At 59.5% G+C, this 21,921-nt stretch carries 21 protein-coding genes; 7 read left to right on the top strand and 14 right to left on the bottom strand.

Features of this window, described 5'->3' with window-relative positions; all coding sequences use genetic code 11:
• Positions 1–222: 222 nt before the first annotated feature.
• Entirely contained in the window at positions 223–792 is a 570-nt protein-coding gene (locus N7578_RS07700; RefSeq protein WP_311109687.1) for an N-acetyltransferase, read from the bottom strand.
• Positions 793–984: 192 nt separating this feature from the next.
• On the bottom strand, positions 985–2,118 hold the full coding sequence (gene odc2, locus N7578_RS07695) for an ornithine/lysine decarboxylase (RefSeq protein ID WP_311109686.1): 1,134 nt from the start codon (positions 2,116–2,118) through the stop codon (positions 985–987).
• A 538-nt stretch (positions 2,119–2,656) separates the two neighbouring features.
• On the opposite strand from odc2, the gene N7578_RS07690 reads away from it, so the two are divergent.
• The 3 genes from N7578_RS07690 (at position 2,657) to N7578_RS07680 (ending at position 5,420) form a co-directional block, all read left to right on the top strand.
• On the top strand, positions 2,657–3,550 hold the full coding sequence (locus tag N7578_RS07690) for a LysR family transcriptional regulator (RefSeq protein WP_311109685.1): 894 nt from the start codon (positions 2,657–2,659) through the stop codon (positions 3,548–3,550).
• 146 nt (positions 3,551–3,696) lie between these two features.
• Positions 3,697–4,338: a DUF1007 family protein gene (locus N7578_RS07685; RefSeq protein WP_311109684.1), complete on the top strand. Its 642-nt coding sequence runs from the start codon at positions 3,697–3,699 to the stop codon at positions 4,336–4,338.
• Positions 4,332–5,420, top strand: coding sequence for a nickel/cobalt transporter (locus N7578_RS07680; protein ID WP_311109683.1), 1,089 nt, complete (start codon positions 4,332–4,334; stop codon positions 5,418–5,420). The genes N7578_RS07685 and N7578_RS07680 overlap by 7 nt, the downstream gene beginning before the upstream one ends.
• Here the strand turns inward: N7578_RS07680 and N7578_RS07675 are convergent.
• The 4 genes from N7578_RS07675 to N7578_RS07660 form a co-directional block, all read right to left on the bottom strand.
• Positions 5,411–5,635, bottom strand: coding sequence for a hypothetical protein (locus N7578_RS07675; protein WP_311109682.1), 225 nt, complete (start codon positions 5,633–5,635; stop codon positions 5,411–5,413). The genes N7578_RS07680 and N7578_RS07675 overlap by 10 nt on opposite strands.
• Positions 5,628–6,314: a GNAT family protein gene (locus N7578_RS07670; protein WP_311109681.1), complete on the bottom strand. Its 687-nt coding sequence runs from the start codon at positions 6,312–6,314 to the stop codon at positions 5,628–5,630. Before N7578_RS07670 ends, N7578_RS07675 begins: the two co-directional genes overlap by 8 nt.
• A 120-nt stretch (positions 6,315–6,434) precedes the next feature.
• Complete coding sequence (locus N7578_RS07665) at positions 6,435–7,130, bottom strand: tellurite resistance TerB family protein (protein ID WP_311109680.1); 696 nt, start codon at positions 7,128–7,130, stop codon at positions 6,435–6,437.
• Positions 7,131–7,237: 107 nt separating this feature from the next.
• The gene (locus tag N7578_RS07660) at positions 7,238–7,876 is read right to left on the bottom strand and encodes a 2-dehydro-3-deoxy-phosphogluconate aldolase (protein ID WP_311109679.1); all 639 of its coding nucleotides are present in this window, start codon (positions 7,874–7,876) and stop codon (positions 7,238–7,240) included.
• Between the two features lie 189 nt (positions 7,877–8,065).
• Between N7578_RS07660 and N7578_RS07655 the strand changes: the two genes are divergently transcribed.
• The 3 genes from N7578_RS07655 (at position 8,066) to N7578_RS07645 (ending at position 10,635) form a co-directional block, all read left to right on the top strand.
• On the top strand, positions 8,066–8,554 hold the full coding sequence (locus N7578_RS07655) for a CYTH domain-containing protein (protein WP_311109678.1): 489 nt from the start codon (positions 8,066–8,068) through the stop codon (positions 8,552–8,554).
• Positions 8,538–9,446 carry a CHAD domain-containing protein gene (locus N7578_RS07650; protein ID WP_311109677.1) on the top strand — a complete coding sequence of 303 codons (909 nt, stop codon included), beginning with the start codon at positions 8,538–8,540 and terminating at the stop codon, positions 9,444–9,446. Before N7578_RS07655 ends, N7578_RS07650 begins: the two co-directional genes overlap by 17 nt.
• A 232-nt stretch (positions 9,447–9,678) precedes the next feature.
• Complete coding sequence (locus N7578_RS07645) at positions 9,679–10,635, top strand: rhodanese-related sulfurtransferase (RefSeq protein ID WP_311109676.1); 957 nt, start codon at positions 9,679–9,681, stop codon at positions 10,633–10,635.
• A gap of 161 nt (positions 10,636–10,796) precedes the next feature.
• Here the strand turns inward: N7578_RS07645 and N7578_RS07640 are convergent, their stop codons facing one another.
• The 7 genes from N7578_RS07640 to N7578_RS07610 form a co-directional block, all read right to left on the bottom strand.
• On the bottom strand, positions 10,797–13,037 hold the full coding sequence (locus tag N7578_RS07640; protein ID WP_311109675.1) for a bifunctional diguanylate cyclase/phosphodiesterase: 2,241 nt from the start codon (positions 13,035–13,037) through the stop codon (positions 10,797–10,799).
• A 145-nt stretch (positions 13,038–13,182) separates the two neighbouring features.
• Positions 13,183–13,959, bottom strand: a complete 777-nt coding sequence (locus N7578_RS07635) for a MetQ/NlpA family ABC transporter substrate-binding protein (RefSeq protein ID WP_311109674.1) — start codon at positions 13,957–13,959, stop codon at positions 13,183–13,185.
• Between the two features lie 55 nt (positions 13,960–14,014).
• The gene (locus N7578_RS07630; protein ID WP_311109673.1) at positions 14,015–14,683 is read right to left on the bottom strand and encodes a methionine ABC transporter permease; all 669 of its coding nucleotides are present in this window, start codon (positions 14,681–14,683) and stop codon (positions 14,015–14,017) included.
• A complete protein-coding gene (locus N7578_RS07625) occupies positions 14,673–15,713 on the bottom strand; it encodes a methionine ABC transporter ATP-binding protein (protein WP_311110084.1) in 1,041 nt (346 codons plus the stop codon). The genes N7578_RS07630 and N7578_RS07625 overlap by 11 nt, the downstream gene beginning before the upstream one ends.
• A 467-nt stretch (positions 15,714–16,180) precedes the next feature.
• On the bottom strand, positions 16,181–16,810 hold the full coding sequence (locus tag N7578_RS07620) for a nitroreductase family protein (RefSeq protein ID WP_311109672.1): 630 nt from the start codon (positions 16,808–16,810) through the stop codon (positions 16,181–16,183).
• Between the two features lie 156 nt (positions 16,811–16,966).
• Complete coding sequence (locus tag N7578_RS07615; RefSeq protein ID WP_311109671.1) at positions 16,967–18,334, bottom strand: GH1 family beta-glucosidase; 1,368 nt, start codon at positions 18,332–18,334, stop codon at positions 16,967–16,969.
• 503 nt (positions 18,335–18,837) lie between these two features.
• A complete protein-coding gene (locus N7578_RS07610; RefSeq protein ID WP_311109670.1) occupies positions 18,838–19,707 on the bottom strand; it encodes a DMT family transporter in 870 nt (289 codons plus the stop codon).
• Positions 19,708–19,767: 60 nt separating this feature from the next.
• On the opposite strand from N7578_RS07610, the gene N7578_RS07605 reads away from it, so the two are divergent.
• A complete protein-coding gene (locus N7578_RS07605) occupies positions 19,768–20,373 on the top strand; it encodes a TetR/AcrR family transcriptional regulator (RefSeq protein ID WP_111790376.1) in 606 nt (201 codons plus the stop codon).
• 180 nt (positions 20,374–20,553) lie between these two features.
• Here N7578_RS07605 and xylA read toward each other — a convergent pair whose 3' ends face one another.
• Positions 20,554–21,864 (bottom strand): xylose isomerase, encoded by a 1,311-nt coding sequence (xylA, locus tag N7578_RS07600; protein ID WP_311109669.1) that lies wholly within the window; start codon positions 21,862–21,864, stop codon positions 20,554–20,556.
• Positions 21,865–21,921: the final 57 nt, after the last annotated feature.

Here is a 21,921-nt window from a genome sequence, read left to right as displayed (position 1 = left end):
CGGATTGAAGTATTTCCCCGGTCATTTTGCGTGACTCCGCACAAATGGGGATGAGAAAGCGTCGCGCACGCCCTCCTCCGCGTCATCATCGGGCTCGACCCGATCCACACACTGGATCTTCACCTCTTGCCCGAACCGCAATCAGTTCCCGAAACAAAAAATCCTCGGGCAAGGCCCGAGGATCTCAAAGAGCAAGGGGAAGTCCACCCTTCCCCGCTCGTCTTATGCGGAGAGTTTGCGTCCGCTTGCGATCAGCATGCCGGCAGCGCCATCCAGCCATCCAGCCTTCAGTTCCAGCGCCAGGAAACGATGACGCTCGAAGGGGCCGGGCATGATGAGGTGCCGGGTCTTTTCGGCAAAGAAGCCGAAACGCTCGTAATAGGGCGCATCGCCGACGAGCATGATGGCACCGTGGTCGCGGCTGGACGCCTCGGAAATCGCCGCACGCATCAGCGCCGAGCCGATGCCCTTTCCTTCATAGGCGGAATCTACGGCAAGCGGGCCGAGCAGCAGCGCGTCGACAGGGCGGCCTTCACGCGAAATGCCAGCCTCGACATTCCACAGGCGCACCGTGCCAATGATGTGACCGTCCTGATCGCGGGCAACAAGCGCCAGCCCTTCGGCCGGAACGCGACCGGCGCGCAGCTTTTCCGACGACTTGCGGCGACGACCAGCACCCATGGCGCGGTCCAGAAGGTTTTCGCGCGCAACGACATCGCCCGCGTTTTCCTGATCGACGTGGAACGTCTGCGGAGTAAAGAATGCCCGTACAGAATTCAAAAGAGCGGCCATGCCCGGCCCTCCCAAGACAAAACCGCCCACACGCGGCCCTGAAACAATAAGGTGAGCCGTTCCGGCCCGCCGACACGCTTTCCTCGGCTGGAAGAGGTGCAGCAAGCAGGGATTTGCGCATCAGCACAATCGGCAAAACCGGAACGGAAGCTTGGTCGAGACGCCGCCCTTTCAGCAGACGGCGTTCGAAGGTTAGATGACGTAGGCCTTCAGCGGTTCGAAGCCGTTGAACGCGACCGCCGAATAGGTGGTCGTGTAGGCGCCTGTGCCTTCGATCAGAACTTCGTCGCCGATGGTCAGAGAGACCGGCAGCGGGTACATGTTCTTTTCATAGAGCACATCGGCGCTGTCGCAGGTCGGACCGGCCAGAACGCAGGGCTCCATCGCATCCTGATCGCGATCGGTGCGGATCGGGTAACGGATGGCTTCGTCCATGGTTTCGGCCAGACCGCCGAACTTGCCGATATCGAGGAACACCCAGCGATGGTTGTCGTTGTCGGACTTGCGCGACACGAGAACGACTTCAGCCTTGATGACGCCGGCGTTGCCCACCATGCCGCGACCCGGCTCGATGATCGTCTTCGGGATCTGGTTGCCGAAGTGCTTGCGCAGGGCATTGTCGATGGCCTGACCGTATTCTTCGGCAGCCGGAACGTCGCGCAGGTACTTGGTCGGGAAACCACCGCCCATGTTGACCATCTGCAGGTGAATGCCCTGCTTGGAAAGCGAGGCAAACACGCGCTTTGCGTCGGCCAGAGCGGCATCCCATGCGTCGAGGTTCATCATCTGCGAACCGACGTGGAAGGAAACGCCGTAGGACTCAAGGCCGAGCTGGTGAGCGTAGACAAGAACGTCGACGGCCATCTGCGGCACGCAGCCGAACTTGCGCGAAAGCGGCCATTCGGCACCCTCGCCATCCGTCAGGACGCGGCAGAACACGCGGGCGCCGGGGGCTGCGCGGGCAACCTTCTCGACTTCCTCATGGCTGTCGACTGCGAAGAGATCGATGCCGAGCGCGTAAGCGCGGGCGACATCGCGTTCCTTCTTGATCGTGTTGCCGAAGGAGATGCGATCAGCCGTCGCGCCTGCATCGAGCGCCATCTGGATTTCGGCCACGGAGGCGCAATCGAAGTTGGAGCCGAGGGAAGCGAGCAGCTTGAGAATTTCGGGAGCCGGGTTTGCCTTGACGGCATAGTAGATCGCACTGTTCGGCAGGGAGTGCCGGAACGCGTTGAAATTGTCGCGCACGACGTCGAGATCAACCACGAGGCAAGGGCCTTCGGGACGTCGGGTCTTGATGAAGTCGAGAATGCGTGCAGTCGTCATCGATGTATTCCCTATTAAACCGGCTCCGGAAAAATTCCAGAGGACAAAGGACGCTCGAGATATGCAAACGAATCAGCCGGTGGAGGCGCAGAATCGCTAGCATACGCTCAAGGCGCGAATGTGAACGACGCTCTGCCAGAGCATCATTCGGCTTTGTCTGCCATGGGATTGGAGGGAATACTCCCAACCGCACTTACGGCAATGATGGTGTGCCTCTTTAGTACCCCGGCTGATGGAAAGCCGGCAGAGAACCAGAAAGGCCCGCACCGTCGTTGCTTGATATGTCCTCGCATTTCCCGGTTGGCCGGAATAGCGACTGGAGGGGTTAGTTCCAGGTACCTTACCGAGATCCTCACCACATCGAGGACCCGGCGGACACACATGGGCACGTGCGACTTTGGGCAAGCCGGGAGATAAGAATATTCGCGGTCATAATCAAGAGATTTTTTTTGGCAGAAGCGGATTTTTTCATCATTTATTTTCTTATTGAACATCCACGCCCCATCGTTCAATTATGCCGAACAAACCGGAGGTTTTCATGGACACACTCACCCGCATCCGCGCGTTTATCGATGTCGTGGAGGCCGAGGGCTTTTCGGCTGCGGCGCGCAAGACGGGCCGCTCCAAGGCGCTGCTTTCCAAATATGTGCGCGAACTGGAAGACGATCTCGGCGCGCTGCTTCTCAACCGCACCACCCGGCAGTTTTCGCTGACGGAAGCAGGCCATACCTATTACCGCACCGCTTCCGATATCCTGAAAGAGATCGATAACCTTGCCGATCTCGTGCGCGAGAAGAATGCGGACCTCAAGGGCAAGCTCAGGATTTCCGTTCCCCGCACCTTCATGGATGCGGATGTCGGCCAGAGCCTGATCGATTTCGCAAAGGAAAATCCGGAACTGGCGCTGGAAATCGTCGCGGAGGATCGGTTCGTCGATCTGATCGAGGAGGGATTCGACCTTGCCGTCAGAATCACCCGGCTGGAAGATTCCGGGCTTATCGCCCGCAAGATTTCCGATTTCCGCGTCTATGCCGTCGCCACCCCCGATTTCGTCGCGCAGCACGGCCCTCTCGAAGGCCCGCAGGATTTCGGCCGCGTTCCGTTCATCATCGACACGAATACCCGCTTCCATAACTCCGTGCGGTATTTCGAGCCGGATGGCGGATCGAATTCGGTGACGATCAGCGGTCCGATCGAGGTCAACAGCCCCCAGGCGACATTGCGCGCCGCCCGCGCCGGGCTGGGCATCGCCATGGTGCCGGATTTCATCGCCAGGCCCCATATCCAGTCGGGCGAACTGGTGACGCTGTTCGACGACTACATCTCCAAGGACCGCGGCATCTACGCCGTCTATCCTCACCGCCGCTACCTTCCAGCAAAGGTCCGCAGTTTCGTGGATTTCCTCTACAACTGGTTCCGCAAGAACGGGTGAGAGAGGCGGAAACCTCTCCTTCGTCATCCTCGCGTCCAGCCCGAGGGTGACGTCGCGTCACGGGGAAGCATCCGCATAAACCTCAATTCGGTCCCAATTTCTGCTAAAGTCCGGACCGAGATTCGAAGGCAGGGTAGACGGGACGAATGAATAGACGATTTTTGCCGCTTCTGGCGGGCCTGACACTTATTCCGGCCATCGCAACGGCGCATCCCCACATCTTTGCAGATGCGCGCATGGAGATCGTCGAGGGCAAGGACGGCACCGTTCAGGAAGTACGCAACATCTGGCGCTTCGACGAGATGTTTTCCGCCAGCGTGGTCATGGACTATGACAAGAACAGCGACCTGAAGCTGGACCCGGAAGAACTGGCGGAGATCGGCAGCACGGTGCTGGAATCGCTGGAGGAATACTCCTACTACACCAACATCCTCGCCGACGGAAAATCGGTCCCCTTCGGCAAGCCGGAAGCGATCCATGTCGATTACAAGGACAGCCAGATCCTGATGTTCTTTTCCGTCAAACCGAAGGCACCGCTGCCCGTGAAGGGCAAGCTCAGCTTCGGCGCATGGGACCCCACCATGTATACGGCCATCGATTTTGCCAAGGACAGCGATCTGGCGACCGAAGGCAAGGATCTTGCCGCCTGCAAGCACGCCGTCGTGCGGCCCGATCCGGATGAGGTCATCTCGCAGAACCAGACGACGCTGACCGATGCGTTCTTCAACGATCCGACCGGAACGGATATGACGAAGCTCTTCGCAACCCGTCTGGAGCTGACATGCTAAGTCGGAAGAGCTGGATCCTCACGGTTTTTGCCCTTCCCCTTCTCGTCGCCGTTGCCCATGCGCAATCCCCGCTCGGCATCGGTTCGGCCGAACCGTCCTTTTCGGTTGGCGGACCGCTCGCGCCGCTGCTGCAATGGATCAACGTGCACCAGCAGATGTTCTACCGCTCGCTTACCAGTGCACTGCGGGCGATGCGAGACGACAACTGGGCCTTGACCTCACTGGTCGGCCTGTCGTTTGCGTATGGCGTTTTCCATGCCGCCGGTCCCGGCCACGGCAAGGCCGTCATCTCCTCCTACATGATCGCCAACGAGACGCAGCTGAAACGCGGCATCGTCATCTCCTTCATCTCGTCGTTCTTGCAGGGCGCTGTCGCCATCATGCTGGTCGGCGCGGCATGGCTGGTTCTGCGCGGCACATCGATTACCATGACCAAAGCGACGCAGGCGATGGAAATTGCCAGCTTCGCCATGGTGGCGCTGTTCGGCGCGTGGCTTCTGGCGCGGAAAGTCTGGTCGCTTTGGCCCCGGCAACAACGCGCTCTCGCCACCACAACCGCCGCAATTCAGGTCGCAACATCATCCAACGAGATACCGGTCCGCAGCCCTTCAGCGTCTCCCCGCACCACGGGCATGGGCACGGGTCTGAGATTTCAGGGCAAGCCGGTCTTTGCCGATCACGAACACAGCGGCAGCGGCGATCTGTGCGTTGCCTGCGGCAAGTCGCACGCGCCGGATCCGACGATGCTGGGCGCGAAGAATTTCAGCCTGCACGAGGCTTGGTCAGCCATCATCGCGGTGGGCCTGCGTCCCTGCTCCGGCGCGATCATCGTCATGAGCTTCGCGCTCCTGAACGGACTTCTGCTCGGCGGCACGCTGTCGGTGCTCGCCATGTCGCTCGGGACCGCGATCACCGTCTCGGCGCTTGCCGCCATGGCCGTTTCGGCCAAGGGACTGGCCGTGCGCTTAGCCGGCCCCGGCAGCCGCAAGGCAGCCGGCATCAGCCACGCTATCGAGATCGCCGGTGCGCTCTTCGTTCTGTTGATGGGCCTTGCCCTGCTTGGCGCGTCGCTTCAGTCCTGACGACCGCCAAGGTCACGCTTGCGCTGGTAGCGGGCACGCAGCCAGAACAGCAGGAAGAAGCACAGGACGGCCACGGTGCCGAAGGCTGCCGCAAGCCAGGGCGAATAATCCCCGAGCCAGATCATCACTTTCGGCATGATGAAGAACAGCAGGCCGAAGCCGAGCAGGATGGCCGCTGCCGCAAGGGCAGGCGAACGCTCTTTTCGATCAGCCATCGGCAAGCTCCGCGCGAATATCTTCCAGCCTGCGGCGCTGGCTGCCTGCCGCGTCGAAATTGTCCGGCGAAAGCCACGCTTCGAACGCCTTGCCAATGAGCAGCCATTCGCCGTCGATCATGGAAAACCATGCCGTATCGCGGTTCTGGCCCTTGGAAATCATGTGCTGGCGGAACACGCCCTCGAAGGTGAAGCCGAAACGCTTCGCCGTGATCTTGGAAGGCTCGTTCTCATTGTGGCACTTCCACTCGTAACGGCGATAACCGAGGTCTTCGAAGACGTGTCTTGCCATCAGGTAATGGGCTTCGCTGGAGAGCGGCGAGCGTTTCATCTTAGCGCCATGGGCAACCGAGCCGACCTCGACCACGCCATTGGCGGGATCGGGCCGCATGTAGCTTGCCATGCCCACCACGTCGCCGGTGGCGTTTTCGACAAACACAAGCGTCACCCAGCCGAGCTTCCGGCCGGCACCGATCAGCCAGTCGCCGAACGCGTCAGCATCGACAAAACGGTCCTGCGGGAAATATTTGAGAAGATCGTTGGTCGCCTCACCGCCCAGCGCATCCCAGAGCCTTGCAAGATACTTTTCGCGATCGAACGGCTCGGCCGTGACATACCGGCCCTTCAGCGTCACCGGCTGCGGCGTCGGGCATCCCTTGAACTCACTCAGATCGCGCATTCTCTTCCCCATATTTCGTAGAGAAGGATTAGGCGAGCCGTCGGTGGATGACAAGACCATCGTCAAACTCCGCGTCATCCTCGGCCTGAGGCCGAGGATGACGTCGAATTGGCCTTTAACTCAAACCTTGGCGGCAACCACCGTCGACTCGATGTGGTCGACCAGCGCATCCGGCAGACCGAGACGGCCAGCCAGCAGATCGAGATAACCGCGCTCGGCACGGGTATCCGCCTCGATGGCAAGACGCGAGGCGGTGTAAAGCTCCACCTTCTGCTCCTCCGTGCGGGCGGCAGCCACCAGCGCGTCGATATCGAGCGGGTCGGCCAGTTCCTTTTCGAGGAAGCGCTCCGCCTCGTCATCAAGCCCGGAAACCTGCACCTTTTCCATGATGTTAGCGCGCTCCTTTTCGTCGATATGACCATCGGCCTTGGCGGCCGCGATCATCGCCTGAATGAGTTTCAGGGCGAAATCATTGGAGAGCGCTGGGGATTGCGGATGGAACGCGGAATCGGCGGGCGGGGCCAGCAGTTGCGGCTCCGGCTTCGGCGCGGCTTCCGGTGTCTGACCGGACTTGTAGTTCTTGTAGGCGAGATATCCGAGCCCTGCGATGGCGGCAACACCGCCCACGGCTGCGACATTGCCAGCAAGCTTGCGGCCCGTCTTGGTGCCGAGAATGGCAGCGGCCAGGGCGCCAGCCTTCATCGGATTGTTCTTGGCGATATCGGCGGCCTGTCCAGCCCTGTCGCGGACACTTCCCGAAAGGCCCGGCACCTGGGAGCCGAGGAATTGTTCAAGAAGTTTCTTGGCGTCGAACATCAAAATCTCCTGTGAGGGGTAAAATCCTCACAGGAGATAGGAAGTATCGATGCGATTACCAGCAAGGCCGACGCTCACGCCTTCGTGAACGGGCCTTGCGGAGAATGTCAGCCACGCAGGGCGGCGGCTTCCGCGGCAAGTTTGGTGATGCCTGCCCAGTCACCCGTTGCCACCAGTTCACGCGGGGCAACCCACGAACCGCCGACGCAGACGACGTTCGGCAGCGAGAGATAGTCGTTCGCGTTTTTCAGCGAAACGCTGCCGGTCGGGCAGAACACGGTACCGGCCAGCGGCGAGGCCAGCGCCTTGAGGTATGGCGCGCCGCCTGCCTGTTCGGCCGGGAAGAACTTCAGGACCTTGTAGCCCTCGTCGCGCAGCGCCATGACTTCGCTTGCGGTGGCGGCACCGGGAAGCAGAGGCACGCTGGAATTGTTCGCAGCCTCGAGAACGCTCTTGTTGAGGCCGGGGCTGACGATGAAGGTGGAGCCGGCGGCGGCGGCGGCTTCGTAATCCTTGGCGTTGAGGATCGTGCCGGCACCAACATGCGCACCCTCGACTTCGGCTGCAACGGCGCGGATGGCATCCAGTGCGGCGGGCGTGCGCAGCGTGATCTCGATAGCCTTCAGGCCGCCCGCGACCAAAGCGCGCGCCAAAGGCACGGCGGAAGCGGCGTCATCCACGATCAGCACCGGAACGACCGGCTGAAGCTTGAGGATGGAGAGCAGTTTTTCGGAGTCCTGGGCCAAGATTGAGCCTCCCTTGCACGTTTGAACCGATTGAAATCGTGGGTTACGGATTAGCGCGCCTTCGCCACCATGTCGAGGCACAAGACGGCCGTTTCCGTCTAGTTACTTCAAACAATTCGCTTTTTGATGACACATCTTTGTAATAGGCTGACCCGTCGGTTTTTCGAAGCATTCATGGCAAAGACATAGATGGCGAAAGAAATAGAACGCAAGTTTCTGGTGGCCCATGATGGATGGCGCGCCGAAGTCACCTCCAGCAAGGCGTTCAGGCAAGCCTATGTCGCATCCATGGGCGACCGGTCGGTCCGGGTCAGGATCGTGGACAACCGCAAAGCCACGCTCACCATCAAGATCGGCGCGAGCGCACTGGTGCGTGACGAATACGAATACGACATTCCGCTCGACGATGCTGAAGAACTGATGGCAAGTTCGACCGGCGTCGTCATCGAAAAGACCCGCCACATCGTCAACCACGCCGGGTTCACCTGGGAGGTGGATGTCTTCAACGGCAACTACGACGGGCTGATCGTGGCGGAAGTGGAACTGGACGATGAACATGCGACACCCGACCTGCCGGAATGGATCGGGCGGGAAGTGACGGGCGATCGCCGTTTTTCCAACCAGTCGCTCGCAACGGAAAACCTGCGAGGAGAGCTGCTGGATGCCCTTCAGGATTGATCCTAAGAAGCCCTTCGATGACGAGATTCGCCGCGCCGGGCTGGAACTGATCGATGAGGCCATTGAAATCCTGCGTGACCAGCCGAATGGATCGCACGAGGCCGTGCACGATGCCCGCAAGCGCTTCAAGCGCATCCGTGCGCTCTACCGGCTCATCCAGCCAGCCGCTGCCGATTTCCGCAGCGAGGAAAACGCCCGCTTCCGGGATATCGCCCAATCTCTCGCCTTTGCCCGCGATGCGACCGCGCTGGTGGAGACCGCAACCTATCTCGAGGATTTTGCCCGCTCGCAGACGCAGAGTGCGGCATTGCAGTCCGTCACCGTCATCCTGCGCGAGCGCCGCGACGATGCGATCGCCAATGAAGTCGATCTCGACGGCGCTATAAGGGCAGCCATTGCCGGATGCGAAAAAGGCCGCGTGCGGCTAGAGGCGCTACGGCTGCCGGACGACGCCAAGGATGCGGCAAAGCTCATCCGCAAAAGCTGGTCGAAGCAACGCGCCAAGGCGCGTGAGGCGCTGGCCAACTGTCACGATCATGCCGATGTCGAACACTTCCATGATCTGCGCAAGGCAGGCCAGATCTACTGGATGCATCTGGGCCTGCTGCGCCGGCTCTGGCCATCCGCCATGCGCAGCAAGCGGGCCGATGCCAAGCGGCTGGTGGACCTTCTGGGCCGCGAGCACGATCTTTCTGTTCTGGCGGCCCTGGTCGACCGGGAGCCGGAGCGGTTCGGCAATGGCGACAGGCTGGCGCTGCTTCTCGACGCCATCATCCGCCAGCAGCAGACGCTGCGTATGGACAGCCTTGTGCTGGCCAGCGAAGTGTTTTCCGAATCCGCCCGCACCGAAAGCCGCATCGCCGCGCTTCTGTGGCGGCACGCGGGGAAGTAGCCGCGACGGCACCCTGACCGAGTTTGCCACTGGCTTATCACCACACTCGGCGTCATCCTCGGGTCAAGCCCGAAGATGACGGAGGAGAGGTTCTGCATCCACATCTCTCCACTCGCGGCAACAATGGAGTACATTCACCTCCCAAGATTGACGAATTTCAAAATGCGCGCAGCGCCTGCAAAACAGCGGATAAATATTGCTTTGCAGGCCTCATCGCTGTATTTCAGCGCCCATGACCGACACCACCATTTTTCCCCGCCCGGACGCCACACCGGGGTCCGCTGGCGATTTTCTCGTGGCCGCCCTTTATCATTTCGCCCGCTTTCCGCGGTTCGAGAGCGTGCGCGAGCCGCTGTTTGCGCTGTGTCAGGAAAACGGTGTGAAGGGCACGCTGCTTCTGGCGGCGGAGGGCATCAACGGCACCATCGCCGGACCGGACGCGGGCATAAATGCCGTCCTGTCGTACCTCCGCGCCCAGCCGGAATTTGCAGCGCTGGAGCACAAGGAAAGCCGCGCATCCAAGATGCCGTTCGTGCGGATGAAGGTGAAGCTCAAGAAAGAGATCGTCACCATGGGCGTGGCCGATATCGATCCGAACAAGATCGTCGGCACCTATGTCGATCCGAAGGACTGGAACGAGCTGATCTCCGATCCCGACACGATCCTGATCGACACGCGCAATGATTACGAGACGGCCATCGGCGTGTTCAAAGGCGCGGTCGATCCGCAGACCAAGACCTTCCGCGAGTTTCCGGACTGGGTGAAGAACAATCCGGGCCTGCACAACAAGCCCAAGATCGCCATGTACTGCACCGGCGGCATTCGTTGCGAGAAGGCCACCGCCTTCATGAAGGAGCAGGGCTTCGATGAGGTGTACCACCTCAAGGGCGGCATCCTGAAATATCTGGAAGAAGTGCCGGAAGAACAAAGCTTGTGGGAAGGCGCCTGCTTCGTCTTCGACGAGCGCGTCTCGGTCGTCCACGGCCTTGCCGAAGGCGATCACAAGCTGTGTCATGCCTGCCGCAACCCGATCACGCCGGAAGTGCGCCAGTCGCCGCTGTTTGAAGAAGGCGTGTCCTGCCCGAGCTGCTATGACGACCGCACGGAAGAAGACCGACAGCGGTTCCGCGACCGCCAGCAGCAGATCGATCTGGCGAAAAAGCGCGGCGAAAAGCATCTGGGACGGTAAATTGCAGGCGCAAGCCGCTTGGGCTGCTGATAATCTGTCGTCACCTTCGGCGTCATCCTCGGGCTTGACCCGAGGATCCACGCGGCAGGTCACTATGGATCCTCGCCTCAAGGGCGAGGATGACGGAAGAGGGTTTGTGGCCTCTACCCCCTCTAAAAAGGTCAGGAAACCTTGAGCTGCTTCACCGGGCTTTCCTGCTCGTCAAGCAGTTCGCAGATTTTTTCAGCCGGAACGGGCCGAGAGAACAGGTAGCCCTGTAGTTCGTCGCACCCGCATAGGTGCAGGATCGTCGCCTGCTCCTCGGTTTCGATGCCTTCCGCGGTCACCGGGATATCCAGCGAGCGGGCCAGCGCGACGGTCGCCTGCAACATATCCAGCGAACGACCGCCCTGCTCCAGCGCGACGACCAGAGAACGGTCGATTTTCATGCGGTTGAACCCGAAGCGACGCAGATAACCGACGCTTGCGAAGCCTGCGCCGAAATCATCGAGCGCGATGCTTATCCCAAGCTGCTTGAGCTTGTCGAGCGCCACGCAGGCCCGTTCTGGATGCTGAATGAAATAGCCTTCCGTCAATTCCAGCCGCAGACGATCCGGCGATGTCCCGGTGCTCTTCAGGATATCGGACACATGCCCGGCAAAGGCCGGGTTGCGGAACTGGACGGGAGACACGTTGACGGAGAGCCGGATCGACGGCCACTGCTTTGCTGCTTCGCATGCCTGTAGCAGCACCAGAAGACCCAGCCGGTCGATAAGGCCGCTGGTTTCGGCGGCGGCAATGAAGATATCCGGCGGCACGGGGCCGGAGCCGGGTCTGTTCCAGCGGGCAAGCGCTTCGACGCTGGTGATCGCGCGCGTGGCGGCATTGACCACCGGCTGATAGACCAGTGAAATCTCGCCGTTGCCGATGGCATGGCGCAGATCCGCTTCCAGCTGCAGCTTTTCCTCGCGCAGCTCATCCATTTTCTCATCATAGGCAACGTAGCGACCGCGCCCGCCTTCCTTGGCCTTATACATCGCCATATCGGCGCGACGTACGAGTTCCTCGCCTCCGATCTCGCCAGTCGTGGAGATCGCGATACCGATACTGCAACCGATGCTTACAACATGTTCGCCGATGTTGAACGGCTCGGTGAAGAGTTCGAGAATGGAGCGGCACAGCTTGCGCCCCTCCTCGCGTACATCGCCGCCCTTTATGGCAATAGCGAATTCATCTCCACCCAGCCGCGCCAGAATGGCCCTTTCCGGCATCAGCACCTGCAATGCGGCCGATACGCCCTTTATGAGCCTGTCCCCGGCAGCATGGCCGTAGGAATCGTTGATTTCCTTGAAACCGTCCAGATCCAGATAAAGCAGCAGCACATCCGTCTTGTCGTAGCGGGCGGACCGGACCATGCGGGCCAGCTTGATGAAAAGCCCGTTGCGATTGATAAGCCCGCTCAGCCGGTCCCGCAGCGCCTCCTCGCGTGCGGCGGCTTCGTCCGCCTTCAGGCGATCGAGCGTTGCCGATCCCAGTATGAGCAGGATGAGAAAAAACGTGCCGACAAAACCGAGCGCGGTGAAAATGATCGGCCGAGCGGTATGAAAGCTGATATCGCCCGGAAGACGGGAATGCCACACCAGCTTGGCCACAACTTCGCCGACCGGGTTGACGATCTCGACCGCATTGGGCGCAGGCAGGTTCACGGATTGCAGGTCCAGCCCGTCGATGACATAGGTATGGGCGAGACTGTCCACGAGCGAAGCCGTGAGGTGACGGGCCAGAAGCAGATAGCGCCGCTCGTCGCCAGCATTCGGCAACGACCCGGTTTTCGCCCGCACAAGCGCGACGCCCGCGACGGCGATACCGTGCTCCGTCTTCACATAACCGGACATCTGTGACCAAGTGCCGGGACGCATTTCCCTCACCCGTTCGATCATCTTGCCCCAGCCGCCGGAAAGGTAGCTGTCCTGCGGCCACGACACTGGCATCCCGTCATGATAGGCCATGCGGACACGACCGTCCTGATCGATGACAATCGCCGTATCGAACAGGTTGGCGGCGCCGCTGGCCTTGCCGTAATTGGCCGCAAGCCAATCGAACCTGTCCGGCGCGTAGACGAACTCGGCGGCATCGTTGCGCACGGCATAGTCTGTCAGGGTCGCATCGAGCTGATTGCGGAGCGTCATCAATGCCCCGGCCGTCGTTTCCTTCAGGCGCAGGTTATCGAGCGAATTCGCCTGATCCTTGATCTGGCCGACGGCAGAAAGCACAAGGGCGGTCACGACGAAAAGAACCACGGCAAACGCAAACAGCACCGCCCCGACGACAGCGCGTCGGCCGATGCGTAAGTGCCTGACAATTCCCCGCGGCGCAATCCGCATAATTTCCCCTTCGAAAGCATCATCTTGCGGAGGAAACATTCAAAAGGGGTTAAACCACATGACGTCGGGATACCCAAAAAAACACAGGTATAAAACAATATGAAAGACGTTTCCCGGCCAATAAAAAACCTCCCCCGCAAGGCGGAGGAGGTTTCATCTTTTCGCAAGATGCATCCGGCAGATATTACCAGGACGGGATGACGGTGCCGTTGTACTTCTCGAGGATGAACGCCTTCACTTCCGGGCTCTGATAGGATTCAACCAGCGTCTTCACCCACGGAGCGTCCTTGTCCTTGGCGTTCACAGCGATGACGTTGGCATAAGGCGACTTCTCGCTTTCGATGGCGATGGCGTCCTTCTTCGGGTTCAGGCCCGCAGCCGTGGCGTAGTTGGTGTTGATGACCGAAGCGTCGGTATCGTCCAGCGAACGCGGAAGCTGTGCGGCGTCCAGTTCAACGATCTGTATGTTCTTCGGGTTTTCGGTGATGTCGGCAGGCGTGACCTTCAGGCCGGCATCTTCCTTGACCTTGAATACACCCTTGGAGGCCAGAACCAGAAGCGCGCGGCCACCATTGGTCGGATCGTTCGGGATGCCGATGGTCGCGCCGTCCTTCAGTTCCTCGAGGTTCTTCACCTTCTTGGAATAGACGCCCATCGGGGTCGTGATCGTGGTGCCTACGCTGACGAGATCGAACTTGCGGTCAGCGATCTGGTTGTCGAGATACGGCTGGTGCTGGAACGAGTTGGCCTGCAGCTCGCCATCGGCCAGCGCCTGGTTCGGCACAACGTAATCGGAGAACTCGACGATATCGAGGTCCAGACCCTTGGCCGCCGCGATCTTCTTGACCTGTTCCATGATCTGGGCGTGTTCGGCCGGCGTGACGCCGATCTTGATGGTTTCGGCAAGTGCGCTGCCTGCAAACAGGGCGGCGAGCGACGCTGCGAGAATGAGTTTCTTCATCGGGTGTCTCCTTGGGTTATCAGATGTTTTGTTGTTATCGAAACTGTGAATGAAATCAGTTCTTTCGGGTGCGTTTGTCAAAGCTCCTGGCAAGCGCGTCGCCCGCGCTCTGGACGAGCTGCACGAGAACGATCAGCACCAGCACCACGACCAGCATCACATCAGGCATGAAGCGCTGGTAGCCGTAACGGATGCCGAGGTCGCCAAGACCGCCGCCGCCGACCGCGCCGACCATGGCCGAGTAGCCGATAAGGCTGACGAGAGTCAGCGTCAGCGCCAGCGTGATGCCGGGCTTCGCTTCGGCGAGCAGCACCTTGGTAACGATCTGCAACGGCGTGGCGCCCATGGCGCGCGCAGCCTCGATCAACCCCTTGTCCACCTCACGGATCGCCGCTTCCACCAGGCGGGCGATGAAGGGTACGGTCGCGACCGTCAGCGGCACGATGGCCGCATTGGTACCGATGGAAGTGCCGGCCACGAGCCGGGTGAACGGAATGATCGCAACGACAAGGATGATGAAGGGCGTCGAGCGGGCAGCGTTGACGATAAGGCCGAGAATGCGGTTCGACATCGGCGCTGCGAAAAGTTCGCCCTTGCCACTGGTGGCGAGAAAGACGCCGAGCGGCACGCCGAGGATCGAGCCGACGATACCGGCGACGGCGACCATGTGCAAAGTCTGGATAAGTCCCTTGGACAGCAGGCTGAAAAGCATATCAGGCGACATAACCGAGCACCTCCGTGTGAAGTCCGGTTTCAGCGTAAAAACGGCTGGCGCGCGCGGTGATTTCCGGCGTCGCGGGGTATGAGACGACAAGCGAACCAAATGGCTCGCCGGAGATTTCCTCGATGGTGCCGGCCAGAATATTAACGTCCGCGCCGATCTCGGCAACGAGCCGCGCCGTCAGTGGCTGGAAGGCGGTATCGCCGAAAAACACCAGACGGACCAGCACCCTGTCGCCCGCTGAGGCTTCCGCCTTCAGTCCCGACGTCACCCAGTGCGGCAGCTTCACGCCGACCGAAGACGACAAAAGGCTGCGCGTCGTCTCATGTTTCGGCGCGGTGAAAATATCGAAGGTGCGGCCCTCTTCAACGATCAGTCCTCTGTCGATGACGGCAACCTGAGAGGCAATGGTCTTCACCACTTCCATCTCATGCGTGATGAGCAGCACGGTAAGACCGAGTTCGGCGTTGATGCGCTTCAGAAGTTCCAGAATGGATTGCGTCGTCTCCGGGTCGAGCGCGGAGGTCGCCTCGTCGGAAAGCAGAAGCTTCGGCGAGGTGGCGAGCGCACGGGCAATGCCGACACGCTGTTTCTGGCCGCCGGACAGTTCCGCCGGATAACGTCTTGCTTTGTCGGAAAGGCCGACAAGATCGAGCAGCGGCGTGACTTTCGCCTCGATCTCCTTTTTGCCGACACCGGCGATTTCCAGCGGCAAGGCCACATTGTCGAAAGCGGTGCGTGAGGAAAGAAGGTTAAAGTGCTGAAAAATCATGCCGACAGAACGACGAAGCGAGCGAAGCTCCGTCTCTTCCAGAGCCGACACATCTACACCATCCACCACCACGCGTCCGGTGGAGGGCTTTTCCAGCCCGTTGGCAAGGCGGATAAGCGTGGACTTGCCCGCACCGGAACGGCCGATGATGCCGGTGATCGAACCTTTTGGCACGACGTAATCGATGCCCGCAAGCGCCGCGAAACCGGGCTTGCCATCTGTCGCACCGAAGGTTTTGGTCACCCCTTCGAAAACGACCATAGGGTCCGGTCCCGCCTGCTGCACGGGCGCGTCCGAGGGCCGGGATGTGGCCGCGTTGGCTGCAAAACTCATTGAAAACTCTCGGTGTGAAAACTCTTGACGGGTCGGGTCGGAAAAATCCTGTCGCGGTAAAAACCGCGTTCTTCATGCGGCGGCGGCACACATTCGATTACAGAAGACTTTCAGGGTCATCACGTCAGGCTCTCACTTAATCAGCACCGCCAAGCGGCACTTGGATGACGCATGTTTGCCCGCACGCGTCATCTTTTTACAGGGATGATTTTTCATTTATTCCAGATTGGTGGAAAAATCTACCGCAAAGCAGCGACACCTCACCGCCGCAACCGCCCTGTCACAAGGGGCATAGCATTTCCGCCGCCCTTGCGGCCGCGGAAATCCTCTTCATGTCATCTCGCGCATTCCGGATGGAAAACCGGTTTCCTTTTTCTCCGGAAATGCCGACGACATCAGACGCGGCTGACGAACTGGTCAAGCGGACGGCGAACCTTCTTGAGGTTGACGAGCCAGTCGCCTTCCGGCTGTCGATAACCGAGTGGAAGGATGGTGACAGAGCGCAGCCCCTTTTCACGCAGTCCGAGAATCCTGTCGAGTTCAGCGGGGTCGAAGCCTTCCATCGGCGTGGAATCGACACCTTCAAACGCGGCCTGCGCAACGGACATGCCGAAGCCGATATAGGCCTGACGGGCGGCATGCTCGAAATTGACGTCAGGGTCACGGTCAGGATAGAGGCCGAGAATGAACTGGCGGTATTTTTCCCAGCCTTCATTCTTGAAGCCGCGTTCGTCGTTGACCAGATCGAACATGTGGTTGATGCGCTCGACGGTGTAGTTATCCCATGCGGCGAAGACCAGAAGGTGCGAACCTTCGGTGACCTGCGCCTGGTCCCAGGCAATCGCCTGAATTTTCGCGCGGACTTCCGGATCTGTGACGACGATCACTTCGAAAGGCTGCAGGCCGCTGGACGTCGGCGCCAGGCGGGCGGCCTCGACGATACGCTCCACCTTGTCTTCGGAAACAGCCTTGGAAGGGTCCATCTTCTTGGTGGCGTAACGCCAGTTGAGTTTTTCGAGAAGCATGTTCGTAAATTTCCCTTGGGAGGATCAGCCCTCGTCCGGCGGAGCGAAGGCGCTGCGTTTTGACCGCAACCGCCCTGACATAGGACATGCGCTCGGCCGCGCAAGCAGGCACACGGAGGGAACCATCAAAAAAATCAGCAAGACTGATAATTTTGTCTACTTATGATTTCCTTGGGGAAACTCAGACGCAAGGGCGCTGTACCATTTGCCGCTTTTCTTCAGGGTGCGGACCTGGGTGTCGTAATCGACATGCACAAGGCCAAAGCGCATGCGATAACCTTCGGCCCATTCAAAATTGTCCATCAGGCTCCAGGCGAAATAACCGCGCATCGGATAGCCATCCTTGATGAGATCTCCCACCACCGAGAGATGCTCGGCGTAATAATCGAGGCGTGGCTGGTCATCCACCTCACCGTTTTCGACGCCCATGTTGTAGCAGGCGCCGTTTTCGGTGATGTAGCAATCCGGCAGTTCGTAACGGCCGTAAAGCTCCTCCACCAGCGAGGCCAGCGCCGGGGAATAAACCTCCCAGCCGATATCCGTTTTCACATCGCTGACAAAGGGCGCGGATATGGTTGCCGGGAACTCCGCGCCTTCGGACGCATCATCTGCGACGCGCATCGGCGTATAATAATTCAACCCCCACCAGTCGAGCTTCTGGCTGATGATCGACAGATCGTCCGCCTCGACCAGCGGCATGCGGTCGCCCAGCGCCTGCATCATCTCAGCCGGATATTCACCCTTGAAGACCGGATCGAAAAACGCACCGTTGTGGAACTGGAAAGCGCGCTCGGCTGCGTTGCGGTCTGCTTCGCTATCCGAGGCAGGAATGACGGAATGTGCATTCAGCACCAGTCCCACCGGCACCTGCGGCGCGACATGACGCGACGCCTCGACACCAAGGCCATGGGCAAGGTTGATGTGATGCATGGCGGCCAGCGCCGCCTGCATGTTGCGTTCACCCGGCGCGTGGATGCCGTAAAGATGGCTGAGCCACACCGCGCACCATGGCTCATTGAACGTCGCCACCGCATCCAGCCGGTCGCCGAGGCGGGCCATGACGGTCTTGGCGTAACGATGGAAGGCATAGGCCGTGGAACGAGCCGTCCAGCCGCCATCGCCCATCAGAGCGAGCGGCAGATCCCAATGATAGAGCGTCGCATAGGCCTTGATGCCGCGCGCCTTGCAGCCATCCACGAGGCGGTCATAAAAATCCAGCCCCTTCTCGTTGATGCGCCCCACGCCATCGGGAATGATGCGTGGCCAGGCGATGGAAAAGCGATAGGCTTCCACGCCCATGCCCTTGATGAGATCGAGATCCTCGTCAAGGCGATTGTAGTGATCGCAGGCAACATCGCCATTGTCACGGTTATGGACGCGGCCGGGCATGTTGCAGAAGGCATCCCAGATGGAGGGCTTACGGCCATCGGCTTTGGTCGCGCCTTCGATCTGGAAGGATGCGGTTGCCACGCCGAACAGGAAATCGCCGGGGAACCGGGCTGCAAGCACCTTGGGATCGGTCATCGGAAAACTCCTCTCTGGCATGCCGGAAAACGGGTAAGTACAGGCGGTTTAGACCATGTTGACCGGTACGTACAGCCGCAACACATCCAATTCTAAAACGTTTCAGAGAAATCCAAAGCGCTTGCAAAAAACGTCTTCGGTCCCGCGATGGGCGGGATGCGGGAAGAGGAAGCCCGGCAGATGCGGGGCATGGAGGTATGGGGAGGATTGGATGCATCCACCGGGCATTTCTGCAAGGACAGGAGATTGCTACGGCACCTATCGGATCGTACCCTCCCGCCTCTGGCATGAGCGGGGGGCCTTTCCGAAACACGTCTGCCAGAACGATGTTTTCGGTGCCGGCAACCGGCCCGAGAAGGGCGCCGCGCGTATCGCCCTTCTATTCCGGTTGCGACGACAATGATGCAGCGAAATGCTGGGGCGGGGACGAGCGGGGAGAAGAAATTTGCCGAGCTATGGAGCAAATATCACCAACGACACTTGTGGCCCGAAACTGACATTGCTCAAACGGGGGCAGCAACCTTACGGGCTGGTAGAAGATACCAAAAGACAGAAGTCAAAACGACTGCGCCGCCCAGAAGGACTGGGAGCTTGATCTCCTCGCTGTAAAAAATCCAGACCCATATCGGGCCAAGGATGACGTCGAGCATGGATAATAGTCCGGCTTCACCTGAACTCACCCGGCGAGAGCCAAGCAACAAAAGGACATAACCAATTCCGGTTGTGAAAATCCCATAGAAAGCGCATGCAACGAGCTGTGTCCATGTCGGCATCGAATACTGCATGAGCGGAAGGGCGATGCAAAGGCAGGCCAACGCGGCGAAGACCGTCATCGTCATCGAATCCATGTTAGGAAACCGTTTGGCAATGACAATCTGTGTGGCGCATCCAGCTGTCATGATAAAGGCAGCCAGGATGCCAAGAAGGTCATTTGCCGAAATAGCTGCTCCGACCGAAATAGCTACTCCCACGAAAGCCAGACAGCCAGCGATGACGAAGCGGTATGTCACGCGGTCGCGCATCCATAAGAAGGCGATCCCGGTCGCTGCAAACGGAAGCGTGGCGTAGACCGTCATGACATTCGCGACAGTCGTCCACTGCAAAGACGCAATGTAGGTGATCGACGCTACCGTAGACACGGCACATGCAGCAACCCCGGGCAGACCAAAAGTCCATTCAACTCCGTTCTTCGTCGATCTTCGGCGGATCAATACGAAAGTGCCTAGCGCGACGAATGAGAAGGCCGACCGCCAAGCGACCATCGACCAGACATCCATGTCGGCGATGCGTACAAAAAGTCCTGCCGTACTCCACAGAACGGCAGAAGAAATCACGAGATAGATGCCGACAAGCCTACTGCGTGCTATGCTCATATGAGGTCAACCCAAGGAGAGAGATGTGCATAAACAATTTAGTAGACGATTGGTCTAGTGATGTATAGTCAATCTACGACGCGTGAACGCCTCATTTCCGAAGGTTTGCGGCAATTACTGGCGCATGGCTATGAAGGTGTGGGCATCGGCCCCATCCTGAAGGCCGTCGATGTGCCGAAAGGGTCATTCTACCACTTCTTTCAAAGCAAGGATCACTTCGTAGTGGCGGTCATCGAAGCGTATGAGGAAAAGTACCGACAGGTGCGGGAGGCATTCTTCACAGACACGTCGCTCCGTCCGCTGGCCCGCCTCGATGCCTATTTCGCAGCGCTCGAACAAGAGTACAAGGCGGACGCCCCATATGCAGGGTGCCTTTACGGTATGATTGCCCAAAGCGCCGCTGGCCGGAGCGCAGTTGTTCTCGATGCGCTCTCCATGTCATTCGACCGCTGGGAGAAAAGTATTCAAGGGGTGCTGGCTGCTGCGCAGCGGGATGGCGAGCTCGACAGTGACGAGAACATCAATGATCTAACAGCCAGTATCGTGGACGCTTATGAGGGAGCGCTCATTCGCGCTAAAGCCAAGGATGATGTGTCGGCATTCACCCGCTTCCGTGAAATCGGGCTGAAACGTTTGATTTCGCCCACTAAAGTATATGTCTGCTGATGGCGCAAAGCAGCCACGCCGCGTGGCTTTCAGTTGGTGGCATCTGCCATCCAGTTCCGCAAATTTGCCGGACTGGCGTTCACCTCCACAGCGACCACAACCTTAACTCTGAGCCAAAGCAAATGACGAGAAAAAAAGGCGGGAAACAGTCCCCGCCCCTTCTTCTCAAGAAAATAGCAATCAAACGTAACGGTTGACGATGTTTTCGAGGTATTCCTGACGGCCGGACTTCGGCTCTGGGTTGATGTTCTCGCGCTCCACTTTCGCTGCGATATCCTCGAGCTTGTACTCGCCACGCAGCATCTTCTGAGCTTCCGGCTGATCCCACTTGGCGTAACGCTCGGCAAGTGGCTTCGACAGCGCGCCGTCTTCCACCATTTTTGCCGCAGCTTTCAGGCCGCGGGCGCAGCAATCCATGCCGCCGATGTGGCCGATCAGCAGGTCTTCCGGATCGAGCGACTGGCGGCGCAGCTTGGCATCGAAGTTCGTGCCGCCGGTCGTGAAACCACCCGCCTGCAGAACCTGATAATAGGCCAGCGCCATTTCCGGCACGTTGTTGGGGAACTGGTCGGTATCCCAGCCGGACTGGTAGTCGTTTCGGTTCATGTCGATCGAACCGAAGATGCCGAGCGCCGATGCCAGCGCCAGTTCATGCTCGAAGGTGTGACCGGCAAGGATCGCGTGGCCCTGCTCGATGTTCATCTTCACTTCGTTCTCAAGGCCGTACTTCTTGAGGAAGCCGTAGACCGTCGCGACATCGTAATCATACTGATGCTTGGTCGGCTCCTGCGGCTTCGGCTCGACGAGGATCGTTCCCTTGAAACCGATCTTGTATTTGTATTCCACGACCATATGCAGCATGCGCGCCATCTGGTCGAACTCTCGGCTGAGGTCGGTGTTGAGCAGGGTTTCGTAACCTTCGCGACCGCCCCATAGCACGTAATTCTCACCGCCGAGCTTCATCGTGGCGTCCATGCAGGTCTTGATGGTTGCGGCGGAGTAGGCAAACACATCCGGATCCGGATTGGTGGACGCGCCCGACATGAAGCGGCGGTTGGAGAACAGGTTGGCCGTGCCCCAGAGCAGCTTGACGCCGGTGTCCGCCTGCTTTTGCCCAAGATAATCAACGATCTCGTTGAGGTTCTTCGTGCTTTCAGCGAAAGTCTTGCCTTCCGGGCGCGCATCCGCATCGTGGAAGCAGTAATAGGGAGCGCCGAGCAGGCTGAACATTTCAAAGGCCACATCCGCCTTCAGCTTGGCCTTGGCCATGTCATCGCCGAACCACGGGCGGTCGAAGGTGCGACCACCGAACGGATCGCCACCTTCCCATGCAAAGGAATGCCAGTAGGCGACGGCGAAACGCAAGTGGTCTTCCATGCGCTTGCCCGCGACGATCTCGTCCGGGTTGTAGTGGCGGAAGGCCAGCGGGTTTGTGCTGTCCGGGCCTTCATATTTGACCTTGGCGATATCGCCGAAAAAACCTGTACTCACGAATGATCCTCCTTGGGTTTTATTCACCCTCCCCCTTGACGGGGAGGGCCGGGCGAA

This window comes from Agrobacterium tumefaciens (genome assembly GCF_031801495.1).
Taxonomy (GTDB): Bacteria; Pseudomonadota; Alphaproteobacteria; order Rhizobiales; family Rhizobiaceae; genus Agrobacterium; species Agrobacterium tumefaciens_K.
This window is presented reverse-complemented; position numbering and strand designations above follow the sequence as displayed.

Excerpts from the sequence above, each read along its gene's own strand:
- N7578_RS07700 (WP_311109687.1), bottom strand. The coding sequence starts at position 792 with ATGGCCGCTCTTTTGAATTCTGTACGGGCATTCTTTACTCCGCAGACG.
- odc2 (WP_311109686.1), bottom strand. The coding sequence starts at position 2,118 with ATGACGACTGCACGCATTCTCGACTTCATCAAGACCCGACGTCCCGAA.
- N7578_RS07690 (WP_311109685.1), top strand. The coding sequence starts at position 2,657 with ATGGACACACTCACCCGCATCCGCGCGTTTATCGATGTCGTGGAGGCC.
- N7578_RS07685 (WP_311109684.1), top strand. The coding sequence starts at position 3,697 with ATGAATAGACGATTTTTGCCGCTTCTGGCGGGCCTGACACTTATTCCG.
- N7578_RS07680 (WP_311109683.1), top strand. The coding sequence starts at position 4,332 with ATGCTAAGTCGGAAGAGCTGGATCCTCACGGTTTTTGCCCTTCCCCTT.
- N7578_RS07675 (WP_311109682.1), bottom strand. The coding sequence starts at position 5,635 with ATGGCTGATCGAAAAGAGCGTTCGCCTGCCCTTGCGGCAGCGGCCATC.
- N7578_RS07670 (WP_311109681.1), bottom strand. The coding sequence starts at position 6,314 with ATGCGCGATCTGAGTGAGTTCAAGGGATGCCCGACGCCGCAGCCGGTG.
- N7578_RS07665 (WP_311109680.1), bottom strand. The coding sequence starts at position 7,130 with ATGTTCGACGCCAAGAAACTTCTTGAACAATTCCTCGGCTCCCAGGTG.
- N7578_RS07655 (WP_311109678.1), top strand. The coding sequence starts at position 8,066 with ATGGCGAAAGAAATAGAACGCAAGTTTCTGGTGGCCCATGATGGATGG.
- N7578_RS07650 (WP_311109677.1), top strand. The coding sequence starts at position 8,538 with ATGCCCTTCAGGATTGATCCTAAGAAGCCCTTCGATGACGAGATTCGC.
- N7578_RS07645 (WP_311109676.1), top strand. The coding sequence starts at position 9,679 with ATGACCGACACCACCATTTTTCCCCGCCCGGACGCCACACCGGGGTCC.
- N7578_RS07640 (WP_311109675.1), bottom strand. The coding sequence starts at position 13,037 with ATGTTTCCTCCGCAAGATGATGCTTTCGAAGGGGAAATTATGCGGATT.
- N7578_RS07635 (WP_311109674.1), bottom strand. The coding sequence starts at position 13,959 with ATGAAGAAACTCATTCTCGCAGCGTCGCTCGCCGCCCTGTTTGCAGGC.
- N7578_RS07630 (WP_311109673.1), bottom strand. The coding sequence starts at position 14,683 with ATGTCGCCTGATATGCTTTTCAGCCTGCTGTCCAAGGGACTTATCCAG.
- N7578_RS07625 (WP_311110084.1), bottom strand. The coding sequence starts at position 15,713 with ATGGTCGTTTTCGAAGGGGTGACCAAAACCTTCGGTGCGACAGATGGC.
- N7578_RS07620 (WP_311109672.1), bottom strand. The coding sequence starts at position 16,810 with ATGCTTCTCGAAAAACTCAACTGGCGTTACGCCACCAAGAAGATGGAC.
- N7578_RS07615 (WP_311109671.1), bottom strand. The coding sequence starts at position 18,334 with ATGACCGATCCCAAGGTGCTTGCAGCCCGGTTCCCCGGCGATTTCCTG.
- N7578_RS07610 (WP_311109670.1), bottom strand. The coding sequence starts at position 19,707 with ATGAGCATAGCACGCAGTAGGCTTGTCGGCATCTATCTCGTGATTTCT.
- N7578_RS07605 (WP_111790376.1), top strand. The coding sequence starts at position 19,768 with ATGTATAGTCAATCTACGACGCGTGAACGCCTCATTTCCGAAGGTTTG.